This window comes from Streptomyces sp. NPDC059201 (assembly GCF_042754585.1).
In the GTDB taxonomy this organism is placed as follows: Bacteria; Actinomycetota; Actinomycetes; order Streptomycetales; family Streptomycetaceae; genus Streptomyces.
In genome coordinates, this window is the sequence record NZ_JBHZBB010000001.1 from 742,795 (window position 1) to 757,363 (window position 14,569).

A 14,569-nucleotide genomic window follows, 5' to 3' on the forward strand; every position below is an offset into this window, starting at 1 on the left:
GGTCATCGCCGCAGTATCACAGCGCGGCCGGCCCTCAAGCACCCGGTTTCGGGGCGAGCGCTCCGCCCAGGACCAGGTCGACGAGGCGGGTGGCGAGGGTCTCGTCGAGGGGGGCGCCGCTGATGAGGGCGCGGGTGAAGAGAGGGCCGGCGAGGGTCTCGATGACGAGGGCGGGGTCGGTGTCCGGGGGGAGTTCGCCGCGGTCGACGGCGCGGCGGACCATGACGGCGCCGCGTTCGAGGCGTTCGGTCCAGTGGGCGAGGCGGCGGTCCGGCAGGGTGTCGTCGCGTTCGACGCTGAGGCGGAGCAGGGCCTCGCCCTGGGGGGTCGCGAGGAGGCGGGCCAGGGTGCCGAAGTAGGTGACGAGGTCGGTGCGGACGTGGCCGGTGTCCGGGAGGGGCATCTGCGTGTCGAGCTGCTCGGTCAGGGCCTCCAGGATCAGGTTCTCGCGGGTCCCCCAGCGCCGGTAGAGGGAGGTCTCGTGGACGCCGGCGGCGCGGGCGACGGCGCTGACGGTGGTGCCGGTGAGGCCGTGTTCCGTGAGGACGTCCACGGTGGCGGCGAGGACGGCGGAGCGCATGCGGGCGCCGCGGCGGCGCAAGGGCGGGACGGACTGCTCGTCGGGGGCCATGGGCGGAGCCTAACGCAGGACTACTTGCTTTACGTGAGCGACGGACGTACGTTTCATTGCAAGGCGACTTGCGTTAAGGGGTCCCGGACCCCGGGTCGCCGTCGTGCCAAGGAGGTCACGTCATGGAGCAGATGCTCGCCGCCCGGCTGCATGTCCCCAGCCGCACCCTGCGGATCGAGGAGGTGGCCAAGCCGGTGCCCGGTCCCGGCCAGGTGCTCGTGAAGGTGGAGGCCGCGGGCGTCTGCCTGTCGGACGTCCACCTGATCGACGGCACCCTCACCCCGCCGCTGCTGGCCGGCGACACGGTCACGCTCGGCCACGAGGTCTCCGGCACCATCGCCGAGACCGGTCCCGGTGTCACCCGCTGGACCCCGGGGCAGCGGGTCGTGCTCTACGCGGGCGAGGTCCGCGACGGCGTCACGTACACCCGCGGCGTGGACTACGACGGCGGCTGGGCCGAGTACGCGCTCTCCGCCGAGGACGCCCTCACCGGGCTGCCCGACGCGATCCCCTTCGACCAGGGCGCGATCATCCCGGACGCGGTCTCCACCCCGTGGGGGGCCATCACCGTCACCGGCGCGGTGAAGCCCGCCGAGGCGGTCGGCGTCTGGGGCGTCGGCGGGCTCGGCGTCCACGCGGTCCAGCTCCTGCGGGCCGTCGGCGCCTGCCCGGTCGTCGCGCTCGACCCGAACCCGATGGCCCGCGAGCGTGCCCTCGCCCACGGCGCGGACCTGGCGCTCGACCCGGCCGACCCGGAGCTGCGCGCGCGCATCGGCGAGGTGACCGGCGGGGCGGGACTCGCCGCCGCCTTCGACTTCGCCGGCGTACCGGCCGTCCACGCGCAGGCGCTGTCGGTCCTCGCGCCCAAGGGCCGCCTGGTCCTGGTCGGGATGACCGACAAGGGGCTCACCGTCCCCAACAGCACCCGGTTCAACTACCTCCAGCACCGGATCCTCGGTCACTACGGCTCCGACATGCCGGTGGCGCTGCCGCAACTGCTCTCCCTCGTCCAGGGCGGGCGCCTCGACTTCTCCGGCTCGATCAGCGGCGCGTTCCCGCTCGCCCAGGCCGCCGAGGCCGTGGAGCGCCTGGAGAACAAGACCGGCGACCCGATCCGGCTGATCCTGCGCCCCTGACGCGAACGCCCTTGACCGGGCGCCTTTGAACCGGGCCCGCGCCGTCCCCACCCCTGGACGGCGCGGGCCCTTCCACATCCACATCCACCAGCCCCCCGGGGCCTACAGCGTCTCGCCCGCCGAGTCGACGAGGCGGCGCCGGGCCGTGCGGACGGCCGGGGCCAGGGCCGCGAGGGCGCCGGTCGTGGTGACGGCGAGGACCAGGGCGGCCAGGAGGAGGGGGTCGGGCAGGCGGGCGACGCCCGCGCCGAGGCCGGTCGCGGCGGCCTCGGCGTCGACGAGGCGGTGTCCGAGGGCCGCGCCGGCGGCCGTGCCGAGGGCGGCGGCGGCCAGGGCGGTGAGGGCGGCCGAGGTGACGACGACGGCGCCGATCTGCCGCGGGGTCAGGCCGATGGCCCTGAGGGCGAGCAGGTCGCGCACCCGGTCGCGTACCCCTGTGCCGATCAGGGTGAGCAGTTCGACGAGGGCGATCAGGGCGAGGACCGCGGCGAGTGCGGCGAGGACGCCTCTGGGGGCGTCCTCGCCGTCCGCCGGGTCGGCCGTGCCCCGGATCTCGACGCGTCCGTCGGCGGCCGCGGCGACGGCCGTGGCGGTCCGCCGGTGGTCGGCGCCGGGGTGCAGGACGAGGGCGTGGAAGGCGGGCCGGAGGCCGGGCGCGGCGTCGCGGAGCATGTCGAGGGTGGTGGCGACGACCCGGCCGCCGTGGTCGGGTTCGATGCTGCGGCCGACGAGGTGCAGGATCTGCGGGCGGCCGCCGACCGTCATGCGGACCCACTCCCCCACGCGTACGCCGAGGAGGTCGAGGAGGCCCTGGCCCGCGACGGCCTCGTCGGGGCCCGCGGGGGCGCGTCCCTCGGCGATCGTGTGGGGGTAGGGGTCGTCGGGGGTGCCGAGGCCGCGCAGGGTGATGGTGCCGGTCTGGCCGGGGACGAGGGCGAGGAACTCGGCGCCGGGGACGGCGTCGGCGACGCCCGGGACGGCTTCGAGCGTGGCGGTGAGGTCGTCGGCGGGCCGGGGTTGTTCGGTGCGGACGGTGAGGGCGGCGGCGCGGCCCATGCGGGCGGGGTCGGTACGGAACTGGCCGAGGGTCGACCAGGCGACGAGGGCCACGGTCATCAGGGCGATGGGGAGGGCGAGGCGGGCCGTGGCGCCGAGGGCCCGGGCGCGGCCGGGCGCGGTGAAGGCGGAGCGCCAGCCGAGGACGAGGACCGGGGAGAGGCGGAGTCCGAGGGCGCGGCGGCCGAGGGCGGAGAGCGGGCGGGCGGCGGGGTGGGCGGAGCGGGCGGCGGGGACCGGGGGGACGCGTCCGGCCCGCCAGGCGGCGAGGGCGGTGGCGGCGGCGATGAGGAGGACGGCGGCGACGGGGACGCCGACGACGGCGGTCCGGTGGCCGGGCATGCGGGGCCAGAGGGCGACGGCGTCGCCGATGCGGCCGGGGATCCACCGGCCGCAGGCGAGGGTGGCCGCGGTGCCGAGTCCCGCTCCGGCGACGGCGAAGCCGAGGTGTTGGAGGAGGAAGCCTCGGATCACCTGGCCGGGGGTGAAGCCGATGGCCTTGAGGACGGCGATGTCGCCGGCCTGTCCCCTGATCCGGGCGCGGACCGCGCCGGCGACGGCGACGGCCGCGGCGAGGAGGGCGGCGAGGCCGAAGGCGGCGAAGATCTGGCCGAGGAGCCGGTCGTCGCCGCCGAGGTCGGCCTTGGCCTGCTGCCAGGTGGTGACCTGGTCGATCCGTTCGGCGCCGAGGAGGGTGACGGCGCGCTGGACGGCGTAGTCGGTGTCGTCGGGGTCCTTGAGGCGCAGTCCGACGCTCTGTCCGGTGGCGGCGGGGGCGAGCCGGTCGAGGGTGTCGGGGAGGATCCAGCCGACGCCGTTGCCCTGGCCCTCGCGGTAGCGGGGCTCGGCGGTCTCGGCGACGCCGGCGACGCGCAGGGTGCGGGTGGTGGGGCCGTGGCGGCCGGTCAGGGTGACGGTGACCGTCTCGCCGGGTTCGGCCCACAGGGTGCGGGCGAGGGTGCGCTCCAGCACGATCTGGTCCTGCCGGGTCCCGGCGGTGAGCCAGCGGCCGGAGGTGAGCAGGGGGCGGGCGGTGTCGGGCGGGCGGGTGCCGGTGGCGCGCAGGACGACTCCGGCGCGGGTCCCGCCGGTCTCCAGGGTGGCGGCGGCGGTCCGGTAGGGGCCGGAGAGGGCGTCGACCTCGTCGAGAGAGGCGAGCGGGGTGAGGGCGGCGGGGTCGAAGCCGTCCTGTCCGTCGCGGCCGTGGAGCCAGACGTGGCTGCCCTGGGACTGGTTGAAGACGCGCTGCCAGGGGCTGACGGCGTAGCTGAGCAGGGCGGCGGCGAGGAGGAGGGAGGCGATGACGCCGGCGCTGGCGAGCACGGCGAAGAGGGCTTCGCCCCGGTGGGTGCGGAGGTCGGAGTGGACCCACCGCCAGGTCGCCCGCATGCGCTCTCCTCCGTGCCTCGGTCTCGCTGTCCGGTTCAGTCCTTCAGGTCGAGCACGCCGGTCACCCCCGGGCGGGTGGGGGCGGGTCCGCCGAGGGTGGCGTCGTCGGCGATCCGGCCGTCGAAGAAGCTGATGACGCGGTCGGCGGCGCTCGCCATCCGGGCGTCGTGGGTGACCATGAGGATGGTCTGGCCGCGGGCGTGGAAGCGGGCGAGGAGGCGCAGGACGTCGCGGGTGCCCTTGCTGTCGAGGCTTCCGGCGGGTTCGTCGGCGAGGAGGAGCGCGGGCTGGTTGACGAGGGCGCGGGCGAGGGCGACGCGCTGCTGTTCGCCGCCGGAGAGGGCGCCGGGGAGGGCGTTCTCCCTTCCGTGGAGGCCGAGTTCGGCGAGGAGTTCGTCGCGGCTCGCGCGGGCGGCGCGGGGGGAGGCTCCGGCGAGGAGGGCGGGGAGTTCGACGTTGTCGGCGACGGTGAGGTGGGAGACGAGGTTGAAGAACTGGAAGACGATGCCGACGCTGCGGCGGCGCAGGACGGCCCAGCGGGCCTCGCCGTGTCCGTCGACGCGTTCGCCGCCGATCCACAGGCGGCCGGTGTCGGGGCGTTCGAGGCCGCCGACGAGGTGGAGGAGGGTGGACTTGCCGGCTCCGGAGGGGCCGGTGACGGCGACGAACTCGCCCGCGCGGATCGTGAGGTCGACGCCGCGGACGGCGTGGACGGGGGCGCGGTCGCCGCGGTGGGTCTTGGTGAGGCCCTCGGCGTGCACGAGGGCGCCCGGCGGGGGCGGTCCGGCGGCGGTCCCCTGGTCGGTCATTCGAGCTCCTCCTGACAGCGCTCCAGCCAGTCGAGGTCGGCCTGGAGGTGCAGCATGGCGCCCTCGATGAGGAGTTGGGCGATCTTGTTGTCGCGGTCCTCGCCGACGGCGAGCCGGGAGAGGCTGCGCATGGTGTTGAGGTGCTGCCGCCGCTGCCGGTTGATGAGGGCGATCGGGTCGGCGAGTCCGGAGAGGGGGGCGAGGGCGAGTTTCATGAAGAACCCGTCGCGCACCCGCGGTTCGTCGGTGGTGTCCTCGAACCACGCGGCGACGGCCTCCCGTCCGGCGTCCGTCAGGCGGTAGATCCGCTTGTTGGGGCGGCCCGTCTGTTCGACGTCCTCGCCCTCGATGAGTCCGCTCTTCTCCAGCCGGCCGAGGGTCACGTAGACCTGGCCGACGTTGGGCTGAGGGTAGGCGGAGCCGAGGAGTTGTTCAAGGCCCTGCTTGAGCTCGTAGCCGTGGGCGGGGCCCCGGGTGAGGAGTGCCAGCAGCTGCTGCCGCACGCGCTCCCCCTTCTGTGTCGTGCGCCGTTCCCGGCCCGGTGGTGGCGGCCCGGGGGGCCGGTGGACCGGCGGTCGCCTGGTCCGCCGGACCAGTATCACCGATGGGGCTCGCGGTGCGTCTGCCACGATGGGGCGTCGCGTTCGGCACCACGTCCGGGAGGAACGCATGGGGTGGGTACAGTCCGTGTCGAGGGGCGCGCTGGTGGTGGCGGTGCTCCTGGCGGGGTGTGTCGGGGGTGCTCCGAAGGGCGGGGCGGGGGCGGCCGGCGGGCGGGGCGCGCTGACGTTCGTGACGGCCGGGGACCTCACGGACTATCTGGCGCCGCTGGTGGAGGAGTGGAACGCGCGGCGGCCGGCGGAGCCGGTGTCGCTGGTCGAGCTGCCGGACTCGGCGGACGAGACGCGGGCGCAGATGCTGAGCGAGCTGCGCTCCGGGAGCAGCCGGTTCGACGTGCTGAACATCGATGTGGCGTGGACGTCGGAGTTCGCGGCGGCGGGGCTGATCGCGCCGCTGGAGCGGGGGCGGTTCGACCTGGCGGCGTTCCTGCCGCCGGTGGTGGACACGGCGACGTTCCGGGGGCGGCTGTACGCGGTGCCGTACGTGACCAACGCCGGCTTGCTGTACTACCGCAAGGACGTGCTGGACGCGGCGGGCGAGCGGCCGCCGCGGACCTGGGCGGACCTGGCGCGGCTGGCGCGGACGCTGGCGCCGGAGCACGGACTGGGCGGCTACGCGGGGCAGTTCCTGCCGTACGAGGGGCTGACGGTGAACGTGACGGAGGCGATCCAGTCGGCGGGCGGGACGGTGCTGCGCGAGGAGGGCGCGCGGGTCGGGGTGGACTCGGACGCGGCGCGGGCGGCGCTGTCGTTCCTGGCGGGCGGGGTGCGGGAGGGGTGGATCCCGGAGGAGGCGCTGCGGTTCAAGGAGGAGGAGTCGAAGGCGGCGTTCGAGGAGGGCCGGCTGCTGTTCCTGCGGAACTGGCCGTACGTGTACGCGGACGCGGCGCGGCCCGGGTCGGGGGTGGCGGGGCGGTTCGAGGCGGCGCCGCTGCCGGGGCCGTACGGTCCGGGCACGAGCGTGCTGGGCGGTTCTAATCTGGCGGTGTCGGCGCGGTCGCGGCACCCGGCGACGGCCGCCGACTTCCTCGCGTACCTGACGAGCGAGCGGGTGCAGCGGCGGGTGCTGACGCGGGGGTCGCTGCCGCCGGTGCGGGCCTCGCTGTACACGGATCCGGAGCTGGTGGCGGCGCACCCGTATCTGCCGATCCTGCGGGAGAGCGTGCTGGCGGCGGTGCCGCGGCCGAAGAGCGCGCGGTACGACCAGGTGAGCCTGGCGGTGCAGGCGGTCGCGCAGGACGTGCTGGCGCTGCGGACCTCGCCGGAGGAGGGGGTGCGGCGGCTGACGCGCGAGCTGGCGGCGATCCCGCACGACGGGCGCGACACGGCGGACCCCGCGGGTTCCTGACGCCACGGACACCTCTCCTTCCTCTGCCCCCTCTACCTACGCGTTAGGTAGAGGGGCTTTCCGTTCTCCCTTTCACGTGCCCAAGTGGGCGGGGAATCAAGCATGTTGGGTCGGCACCGTTGACACGCTTTCGTCGCCGCTACTTAACATGTAGGCATCGAAGCGAAGGAAGGACGACCATGCGACGACCCTCCCTCACCACCCTCCGCGCCGCCGCCGCGCTCTCCGCGGCGCTCACCCTCGCCCTCACCGCCACCGCCTGCGGGAGCGGGGACGACCCCGCGTCCGGGGGCGAGCTCAGCGGCACGACCGTCACCGTCGCCGGCGTGTGGACCGGCAGCGAGCAGAAGAACTTCAAGAAGGTCCTCGACGCGTTCAGCGCGAAGACCGGCGCCAAGACCGTCTTCGTCCCCTCCGGCGACAACGTCTCCACCTTCGTCGGCAGCAAGATCGAGGGCGGCAACGCCCCCGACGTGGTGCTCGTCCCCCAGGTCGGCGTCCTCCAGCAGTTCGCCGCGGAGGGCTGGCTCACGCCGCTCTCCGAGAAGACCGCCACCACCGCCACCGGAAACCTGGCGCCGGTCTGGAAGGAGTACGGCACGGTCGACGGCACCTACTACGGCCTCTACTTCAAGGCCGCGCACAAGTCGACCGTCTGGTACGCCCCCGACGCCCTGGAGCAGGCCGGGGTGACCGAGCCGAAGACCTGGGACGAACTCCTCGCGGCGGGCCGGACGCTCGCCGACTCCGGGCGGCCCGCCTTCGCCGTCGCCGGCGAGGACGGCTGGACCCTCACCGACTGGTTCGAGAACGTCTACCTGTCGCAGGCGGGCCCGGAGAAGTACGACCTGCTCGCCCGCCACGAGCTGAAGTGGACCGACCCCAGCGTCGTCACCGCGCTCACCACCCTCGCCGAGGTGTTCAAGGACGAGCGGCTGGTCGCGGGCGGAGCCGCCGAGGCGCTGCGGACCGACTTCCCCGGCTCCGTGGAGAAGGTCTTCGGGCCCGAGCCCAAGGCGGCCCTCGTGTACGAGGGGGACTTCGTCGGAGGCGTCGCCAAGGACGAGTTCGGCAGGAAGCCCGGCGAGGACGCGAAGTTCTTCCCGTTCCCGGCGGTGGGCTCCGGGAAGGCGCCCGTGGTCAGCGGCGGCGACGCGGCCGTCGTCCTCAAGGACGCGAAGAACAAGGACGCCGGGATGCGCTTCCTGGAGTACCTCGCCACCCCGGAGGCCGCCGCCGTGTGGGCCGGGGCCGGAGGCTTCCTCTCCCCCAACAAGGACGTGAAGCCGGAGGCGTACGCGGACGACACCGCGCGGGCCACTGCCGCCTCGCTCGTCGCCGCGGGCGACTCGGTCCGCTTCGACATGTCCGACCAGGCACCCGCCGCCTTCGGCGGCACCAAGGGCGCCGGCGAGTGGAAGCTGCTCCAGGACTTCCTCCGCGACCCGTCGGACCCGAAGCGGACCGCGGCCGCCCTGGAGGCCGCGGCGGCCAAGGCGTACGGGAACTGAGGTCCGCCCGCCATGGAACGGCAGTCCCTCAGGGACCGGCACCCGAAGGCGCGCGCCGCGGCGGACCCGCGGCGCCGCGCCCAGCGCAGAAGGCGGCTCCTCGGCGCCGCCTTCGCCCTGCCCGCCCTCCTGCTCCTCGGCGCGCTCGTCGCCTACCCGGTCGTCTTCTCCGTCGGCCGCAGCCTCTTCGACGCGGGCGGCGACCGGTTCGTCGGCGCGGACAACTACGTGGAGATGGTGCGGGACCCGGCCACGCTGAAGGCGCTCCGCAACAGCGCGATCTGGGTGGTGGTCGCCCCCGCGCTGCTCACCGGGCTCGGCCTGGTGCTGGCCGTGCTCACCGAGAAGGTCCGCTGGGCGACGGCGTTCAAGCTCGTCCTCTTCCTGCCGATGGCCGTCTCCTTCCTCGCCGCGGGCATCGTCTTCCGCCTCGCGTACGAGCAGGATCCCGACCGGGGCGTCCTCAACGCGGTCGTGGTGGGCGTCCACGACGCCTTCGACGAACCGTCGCCCTACCCGACCGCCCGCGCCCGGGACGGCCGGGGTCTCACCGGCGGCCCCGCCGTCGGGTACACGACCGGGGAGCTGCGGTCCGGCTCCGTCGCCGTGCTGCCCTTCGTCGGGGTCGCCCCCGGAGCCGTACCGGCGGGTACGCAGCCGGCGCGGGCCCCGGAGCCCGCGCCGGACGGCCTGTCCGGGACCGTGTACCTGGACTTCACGCCCGGGACCGGCGGTCGGCCCTGGGTCGTCGACGCCCAGGAGAAGGGGCTGCCCGGGATGACCGTCGAGGCGGTCCGGGACGGCGCGACGGTGGCGTCCGCGCGGACGGCCGCCGACGGCACCTTCCGCCTCGACGGGCTCGGCGACGGGACGTACCGGCTGCGGGTGCCGGCCGCCAACTTCGCCGCCGGGTACGGCGGCGTCGACTGGCTCGGCCCGGCCCTCGTCACCCCGGCGATCATCGGCGCCTACCTGTGGGTGTGGACCGGCTTCTCCATGGTGCTGATCGGGGCGGGGCTCGCCGCCCTCCCCCGTGACGTCCTGGAGGCGGCCCGGGTCGACGGCGCGAACGAACGGCAGATCTTCCGCCGCATCACCGTGCCACTGCTCGCCCCCGTCCTCACCGTCGTCTTCGTGACCCTGGTCATCAACGTGATGAAGGTCTTCGACCTCGTCTACGTCATCGCCCCGGGCCCGGTGCAGGAGGAGGCGAACGTGCTGGCCACCCGGATGTGGCTGGTCTCCTTCGGCGGCGGCAACGACCAGGGGCTCGGCAGCGCCCTCAGCGTGCTGCTCCTCCTGCTCGTCGTCCCGGCGATGGTCTTCAACATCCGGCGCTTCCGGAAGGGGGGCTCGTGATGGGGCGAACGCTCACGCGATGGCTGGGGAGCACGGCGGTGCAGTGCCTGCTCGCCCTGGTCGCCCTCGTCTGGATCACCCCGCTCGCCGGGCTCCTTCTCTCCTCGATGCGCTCGGAGCGGGACAACGCGTCGGACGGCTGGTGGACGGCCTTCACCGACCCCTCCCAGCTGTCCTTCGACAACTACCGTGCCCTGCTGGAGGATTCGGGCATCGTCCAGGCGTTCTGGAACACCGTCCTGATCTCGGTCCCGACCACCCTCCTCGTCGTCGGCGTGTCGGCGCTCGCCGGATACGCCTTCGCCTGGCTGGAGTTCCCCGGCCGGGACGCCCTCTTCCTCGTGGTCGTCGGCCTGTTGGTCGTGCCGGTCCAGATCGGTCTGCTGCCGGTGGCCAAACTGTTCGGCGCGGTCGGGCTGTTCGGGACGGTGGCCGGCGTCGTCCTCTTCCACGTCGCGTACGGGCTGCCGTTCGGCGTCTTCCTGCTGCGCAACTTCTTCGCGGAGATCCCGAGGGAGATGCTGGAGGCCGCCCGCCTCGACGGCGGCGGCGAGTGGCGGATCTTCCGGGGGCTCGTCCTGCCGCTGGGAAAGCCGGCGCTCGCCAGCCTGGCGATCTTCCAGTTCCTGTGGGTCTGGAACGACATGCTGGTGGCCCTGCTCTTCGCCGACGGCGAGTCCCAGCCGCTGACGGTGGCGCTCCAGTCGCAGATGCGCCAGTTCGGCAGCAACATCGGCGTCCTCGCGCCGGGGGCGTTCCTCTCCCTGGCCGTGCCGCTGGTGGTGTTCTTCGCCTTCCAGAAGCACTTCGTGCAGGGGGTGATGGCCGGATCGGTGAAGTAGGCCCCGGGAGGGGGCGTCAGCAGGCACCGAGGTCCTGCCGGACGCCCCACTCGCCGGTGGTGCCGCCTGTGAGGTCGCCGGCCGGAGGTGTCACCCGAACGGCGGATGCCGGAATCGCAGCCGCCCGGGCCTGGCGGAAAGTATGATCAGGCGATGTCTGACATGACTGAGACCACGCCCGGCTGGATGAGCTCGGACGAGCTGGACACGGCCCGCGCCCGGATGCCGATCCTCTACGTCGACGCGGTTCCCGTACGGGTGGACGACAGCGGCGAGGTCACGAGCATCGGACTGCTGCTCCGCATCGGCGCCGACGGAACGATCAACCGCACGCTCGTCTCCGGACGCGTGATGCACCACGAGCGGGTACGCGACGCCCTGCTGCGGCACCTGGAGAAGGACCTGGGCCCGGTCGCCCTCCCGCGCGTGCCCGCCTCCCTCCAGCCCTTCACGGTCGCCGAGTACTTCCCGACCGCGGGCATCACCCCCTTCCACGACCCCCGCCAGCACGCCGTCTCGCTCGCCTACATCGTCCCGGTCAGCGGCGACTGCCGCCCCCGCCAGGACGCCCTCGACCTCGTCTGGTTCGCCCCCCACGAGGCCGCCTCCCTCGCCGTCCAGAGCGAGATGCCCGGCGGCCACGGCGTCCTCCTGAAGCAGGCGCTGGCTCATGTGGGGGTCACGTACTGACCCTCGGCACGTACGACGGCCCGGTCGCGCGCTCGCGCGGCCGGGCCGTGGTGCGTGAAGCGGCCGGATCCCGTGGTCAGATGCCGCAGGAGGAGGCGGACCAGAAGCGACTGGGGCGGTGGTCCAGGTGGGCGTGGTCGGAGTGGCCGGCGTAGCCCGGGCCGAGGATGCCGTTGAAGCCGTGGTTACGGGCCTGCTGGGCGAGGCGGCAGAGGGAGTGCGGACCCGCGCCGAGGTCGGCGGCGTCCCCGTAGAGGTGGCGGCTGGAACTGGCGCCGCCGACGGCGTCGTTGCAGGCGGTGCTGCGGAAGCCGCTGGTCACCCGGATGGACTGGTCACCGAGGGCGTGCCGGAGGGCCTCCAGCTTCCACATCGTGCGCAGGGCGTTGGACTTGGCGGTGGCGGCGCTGACGGCCCCGCCGGCCCAGGTGCTGTTGCAGTCGTTCAGCTCGGCGTAGCTGAAGTGGATCGGGGTGCAGTCGTCGTCCTGGAGGGCGTACAGCTTGCTGAAGGTCGCGGGCCCGGCGACGCCGTCGGCTGCGAGGCCGTAGGCGGACTGGAAGCGGGTCACCGCGGCGGTGGTGGCCGGGCCGTAGGAGCCGTCGATGTCGAGGACCCCGCCGTAGCCGGGGTAGCCGGCGACGCGGATCTGGAGCTGGGTGACGTCGGCTCCGGTCGCGCCCTGGGAGAGGGTGCGCGACCACGTGTAACAGCCGTCGGCGCGGGCGGGGCCCGCACCGGCGACGACGCCGGCGAGACCGGCGACCAGCAGGACGAGGGTGAGCAGGAGTCTGGACACGGGGGACGCGGGGGAAAGGGGTGCGCGGGCGTGCAGGGACATCGTGCGGGCCTCCACCTCAACGGGCGCATGAGCCAGAGCACGGCGGCACGGCGACTCCACCGAACCGGCGCATTCCTGTCATGCATCTGTCAGAGAACCTGTCGGGAGGACAGCCTGGCCCGTCGGGTCGACGCGCGTCAACCATGCCGGAACGCCGTCCGCCGCCCGCCCCGCGACGGGCCGGGATCCGTCCGCGCCGTGATGATGAGAGCGTGAAGGGCGGCGAGAGCACCGGAGGGCCGGACGGGCCCGGAACGGGCGTGCCCGAGGACGGAGACGGCGTCGGCGCGGGCCCGGGGGCGGGCATGTCGGGGCGCGTCAGCGCGGGCGCGGCCGGGGACGGGCTGCCGATCGATCCGCGCATGTTCGACGGGACCGTCGCCGCCGTGGCCGTGCTGGCGGGGCCGGAGGGGCGGCTGCTCTACACGAACTCCGCGTTCACCCGGCTCTTCGGCCCCCGGCGGATCGGGCTGCCCGCGCGGGCCGCGTTCCCGGACCCGGACGGGCACCGGTTCCTGGCCGTGCTCGACTCGGTACGGGACACGGGGCGGGCCCGGCAGGTCGTCGGCGAGCGGCGGACCGACCCCGGGGCGCCGGGGCAGGCCCGGCACTTCGTGTACTCGTGCAGCGCGGTCACCACCGAGCAGGGCCCCGGGATCCTCGTCCTGGCCATGGACACCACGGCCGAGACGCTGACGCTCCAGCGGTACGAGGCGCTCGTCTCGGCGCTCTCGCAGATGGTGTGGGTGATGGGCGCCGACGGGTCCATGGAGGAGATCGTCCCCGGCTGGGAGCAGCTGACGGGCGCGCCCTGGCATCCGCGCGCCGACGCGGGCTGGTACGCGCGCATCCACCCGCGCGACCGGGAGAAGCTGAGCGGGGCGTGGCGGAGGGCGGCGGGCGGGGACGGGGGCGGGGACGGGCGGCCTGGGGTGTTCGAGGCGACGTTCCGGGTGCGGGCGGAGGACGGCTCGTACCGGCATCTGACCACCCGCTCCGTGCCGGTCCTGCGCGACGGCAGCATCAGCGAGTGGGTGGCGGCCACCGCCGACGTCGAGGACGCCTGGGGCACGCAGCTGCGCGAGCGGCTGCTGGGGCAGGTCGCGGCGGTGTCGGGGGCGAGTCTGCCGGAGGCGTTCGCCGAGGTGGTGAAGGTCGTGGTGCCGGAGCTCACGGACGCCTGCCTGATCCTGCTGCTCTCGCACGACGAGTGGCCGCTGCCGGACCACGCCGGGGTGACGGCGCGCCGCATCGCGTCCGCGACCCGCCCCGGGCTTCCGGCGCCGCCCGCGCTGCGCGGTCAGCGGGTGGCGGTGACGGCCGCGGTCCGGGAGGTGCTCGACCGCAGGGAGCCGGTCACCTTCCGGCTGGAGCCCGGCACGCGCGTGCCGCCCGGACTGATCCCGACGGTCAGCGAGCGCTGGCTGCACGCCTCGGGCGCCACCAGCCTCACCCTGATCCCCCTGATCGTCGAGGACCTCGTCCTCGGGTACGCCGCCACCAGCAGCAACGGCGACACGCCCCTCCCCGGCCCGGCCGAGACCGAACTCCTGCGGGAGGTGCTGCACCACGCCCAGCGCCCGATCCGCAAGGTCCTGGACCTCCAGCGGGCGCGCCGCACCGCCCTCGGCCTCCAGCGGGCGCACCTGACCGAGCCGCCGTCGGTGCGGGGCGGGACGCTGGCCGCGCGCTACCAGCCGGCCAGCTCCAGCGGGGAGATCGGCGGGGACTGGTACGACGCCTTCACGCTCCCCGACGGCACGCTCGTCCTCGACATCGGGGACGTGGCGGGCCACGACCTGACGGCGGCGACGGCGATGGGCCAGATGCGCAGCATGCTGCGGGCGCTGGCCTACGCGGGCGGCCCGGACGCCACGCCGGACGCGGTCCTGGACCGCCTCGACCAGGTCTCCGCGGGCCTGGGCACGGCCCCGCTGGCCACCGCCCTGCACGCGGCCCTCCGCCGTCGCGCGGACGGTGCGTGGCGGCTGACCTGGTCCAACGCGGGTCACCCGCCGCCGCTGGTCGTCCCCGCGCACGGCGACGCCCGCTTCCTCCCCGGCGCGGCGGACCCGCCGCTCTGCGTGGCCTCGGACCTCCTCCGTACGACCCACACCCACGTCCTGCTCCCCGGCGACACCCTGCTGCTGTACACCGACGGGCTCATCGAGACCCCGTCGGCCGCCATCGACGAGGGCCAGCGCCGCCTGGCCGCCGAGGCCACGCTGTGCCGCCGCCGGTCCCTCCCCGACCTCCTCCGCCTCCTCCAGGGCCTCTCCGACCACCGCGACGACACGGCGATGCTGGCCTTCCGGGTGGACGAGGAACCCTGACGGG

At 74.5% G+C, this 14,569-nt stretch carries 12 protein-coding genes; 7 read left to right on the forward strand and 5 right to left on the reverse strand.

What is annotated here, in order from left to right:
- Positions 1–34 precede the first annotated feature (34 nt).
- Complete coding sequence (locus tag ACFXMG_RS03375) at positions 35–631, reverse strand: TetR/AcrR family transcriptional regulator (RefSeq protein ID WP_383820530.1); 597 nt, start codon at positions 629–631, stop codon at positions 35–37.
- Positions 632–753: 122 nt separating this feature from the next.
- On the opposite strand from ACFXMG_RS03375, the gene ACFXMG_RS03380 reads away from it, so the two are divergent.
- Positions 754–1,767, forward strand: a complete 1,014-nt coding sequence (locus tag ACFXMG_RS03380; protein ID WP_383820527.1) for a zinc-binding dehydrogenase — start codon at positions 754–756, stop codon at positions 1,765–1,767.
- A gap of 102 nt (positions 1,768–1,869) precedes the next feature.
- On the opposite strand, the gene ACFXMG_RS03385 is transcribed toward ACFXMG_RS03380, so the two are convergent.
- From ACFXMG_RS03385 to ACFXMG_RS03395, 3 genes are read right to left on the reverse strand one after another with little or no spacing between them, the layout of a single operon-like run.
- Positions 1,870–4,212, reverse strand: coding sequence for an FtsX-like permease family protein (locus ACFXMG_RS03385; RefSeq protein ID WP_383825458.1), 2,343 nt, complete (start codon positions 4,210–4,212; stop codon positions 1,870–1,872).
- 35 nt (positions 4,213–4,247) lie between these two features.
- Positions 4,248–5,021: an ABC transporter ATP-binding protein gene (locus ACFXMG_RS03390; protein WP_383825461.1), complete on the reverse strand. Its 774-nt coding sequence runs from the start codon at positions 5,019–5,021 to the stop codon at positions 4,248–4,250.
- Entirely contained in the window at positions 5,018–5,524 is a 507-nt protein-coding gene (locus ACFXMG_RS03395) for a PadR family transcriptional regulator (RefSeq protein WP_383825464.1), read from the reverse strand. Before ACFXMG_RS03395 ends, ACFXMG_RS03390 begins: the two co-directional genes overlap by 4 nt.
- Positions 5,525–5,690: 166 nt before the next feature.
- Between ACFXMG_RS03395 and ACFXMG_RS03400 the strand changes: the two genes are divergently transcribed.
- From ACFXMG_RS03400 to ACFXMG_RS03420, 5 genes are all read left to right on the forward strand, one after another.
- Positions 5,691–6,989: an ABC transporter substrate-binding protein gene (locus ACFXMG_RS03400; protein ID WP_383825466.1), complete on the forward strand. Its 1,299-nt coding sequence runs from the start codon at positions 5,691–5,693 to the stop codon at positions 6,987–6,989.
- Between the two features lie 179 nt (positions 6,990–7,168).
- Positions 7,169–8,500: an ABC transporter substrate-binding protein gene (locus tag ACFXMG_RS03405; RefSeq protein ID WP_383825469.1), complete on the forward strand. Its 1,332-nt coding sequence runs from the start codon at positions 7,169–7,171 to the stop codon at positions 8,498–8,500.
- Positions 8,501–8,512: 12 nt separating this feature from the next.
- Positions 8,513–9,859 carry an ABC transporter permease subunit gene (locus ACFXMG_RS03410; protein ID WP_383825472.1) on the forward strand — a complete coding sequence of 449 codons (1,347 nt, stop codon included), beginning with the start codon at positions 8,513–8,515 and terminating at the stop codon, positions 9,857–9,859.
- Entirely contained in the window at positions 9,859–10,701 is an 843-nt protein-coding gene (locus ACFXMG_RS03415; RefSeq protein WP_383825475.1) for a carbohydrate ABC transporter permease, read from the forward strand. Before ACFXMG_RS03410 ends, ACFXMG_RS03415 begins: the two co-directional genes overlap by 1 nt.
- Positions 10,702–10,854: 153 nt before the next feature.
- Complete coding sequence (locus ACFXMG_RS03420) at positions 10,855–11,391, forward strand: NUDIX hydrolase family protein (RefSeq protein ID WP_383825478.1); 537 nt, start codon at positions 10,855–10,857, stop codon at positions 11,389–11,391.
- A gap of 76 nt (positions 11,392–11,467) precedes the next feature.
- Here the strand turns inward: ACFXMG_RS03420 and ACFXMG_RS03425 are convergent, their stop codons facing one another.
- Positions 11,468–12,232 carry a D-Ala-D-Ala carboxypeptidase family metallohydrolase gene (locus ACFXMG_RS03425; protein WP_383825480.1) on the reverse strand — a complete coding sequence of 255 codons (765 nt, stop codon included), beginning with the start codon at positions 12,230–12,232 and terminating at the stop codon, positions 11,468–11,470.
- A 260-nt stretch (positions 12,233–12,492) separates the two neighbouring features.
- Here ACFXMG_RS03425 and ACFXMG_RS03430 point away from each other — a divergent pair, with 260 nt between their 5' ends.
- The gene (locus ACFXMG_RS03430) at positions 12,493–14,565 is read left to right on the forward strand and encodes a SpoIIE family protein phosphatase (protein WP_383825483.1); all 2,073 of its coding nucleotides are present in this window, start codon (positions 12,493–12,495) and stop codon (positions 14,563–14,565) included.
- Positions 14,566–14,569: the final 4 nt, after the last annotated feature.

Coding starts and splice junctions, on each gene's coding strand:
- ACFXMG_RS03425 (WP_383825480.1), bottom strand. CDS start 12,232: ATGTCCCTGCACGCCCGCGCACCCCTTTCCCCCGCGTCCCCCGTGTCC.
- ACFXMG_RS03385 (WP_383825458.1), bottom strand. CDS start 4,212: ATGCGGGCGACCTGGCGGTGGGTCCACTCCGACCTCCGCACCCACCGG.
- ACFXMG_RS03405 (WP_383825469.1), top strand. CDS start 7,169: ATGCGACGACCCTCCCTCACCACCCTCCGCGCCGCCGCCGCGCTCTCC.
- ACFXMG_RS03400 (WP_383825466.1), top strand. CDS start 5,691: ATGGGGTGGGTACAGTCCGTGTCGAGGGGCGCGCTGGTGGTGGCGGTG.
- ACFXMG_RS03420 (WP_383825478.1), top strand. CDS start 10,855: ATGTCTGACATGACTGAGACCACGCCCGGCTGGATGAGCTCGGACGAG.
- ACFXMG_RS03390 (WP_383825461.1), bottom strand. CDS start 5,021: ATGACCGACCAGGGGACCGCCGCCGGACCGCCCCCGCCGGGCGCCCTC.
- ACFXMG_RS03380 (WP_383820527.1), top strand. CDS start 754: ATGGAGCAGATGCTCGCCGCCCGGCTGCATGTCCCCAGCCGCACCCTG.
- ACFXMG_RS03410 (WP_383825472.1), top strand. CDS start 8,513: ATGGAACGGCAGTCCCTCAGGGACCGGCACCCGAAGGCGCGCGCCGCG.
- ACFXMG_RS03375 (WP_383820530.1), bottom strand. CDS start 631: ATGGCCCCCGACGAGCAGTCCGTCCCGCCCTTGCGCCGCCGCGGCGCC.
- ACFXMG_RS03415 (WP_383825475.1), top strand. CDS start 9,859: ATGGGGCGAACGCTCACGCGATGGCTGGGGAGCACGGCGGTGCAGTGC.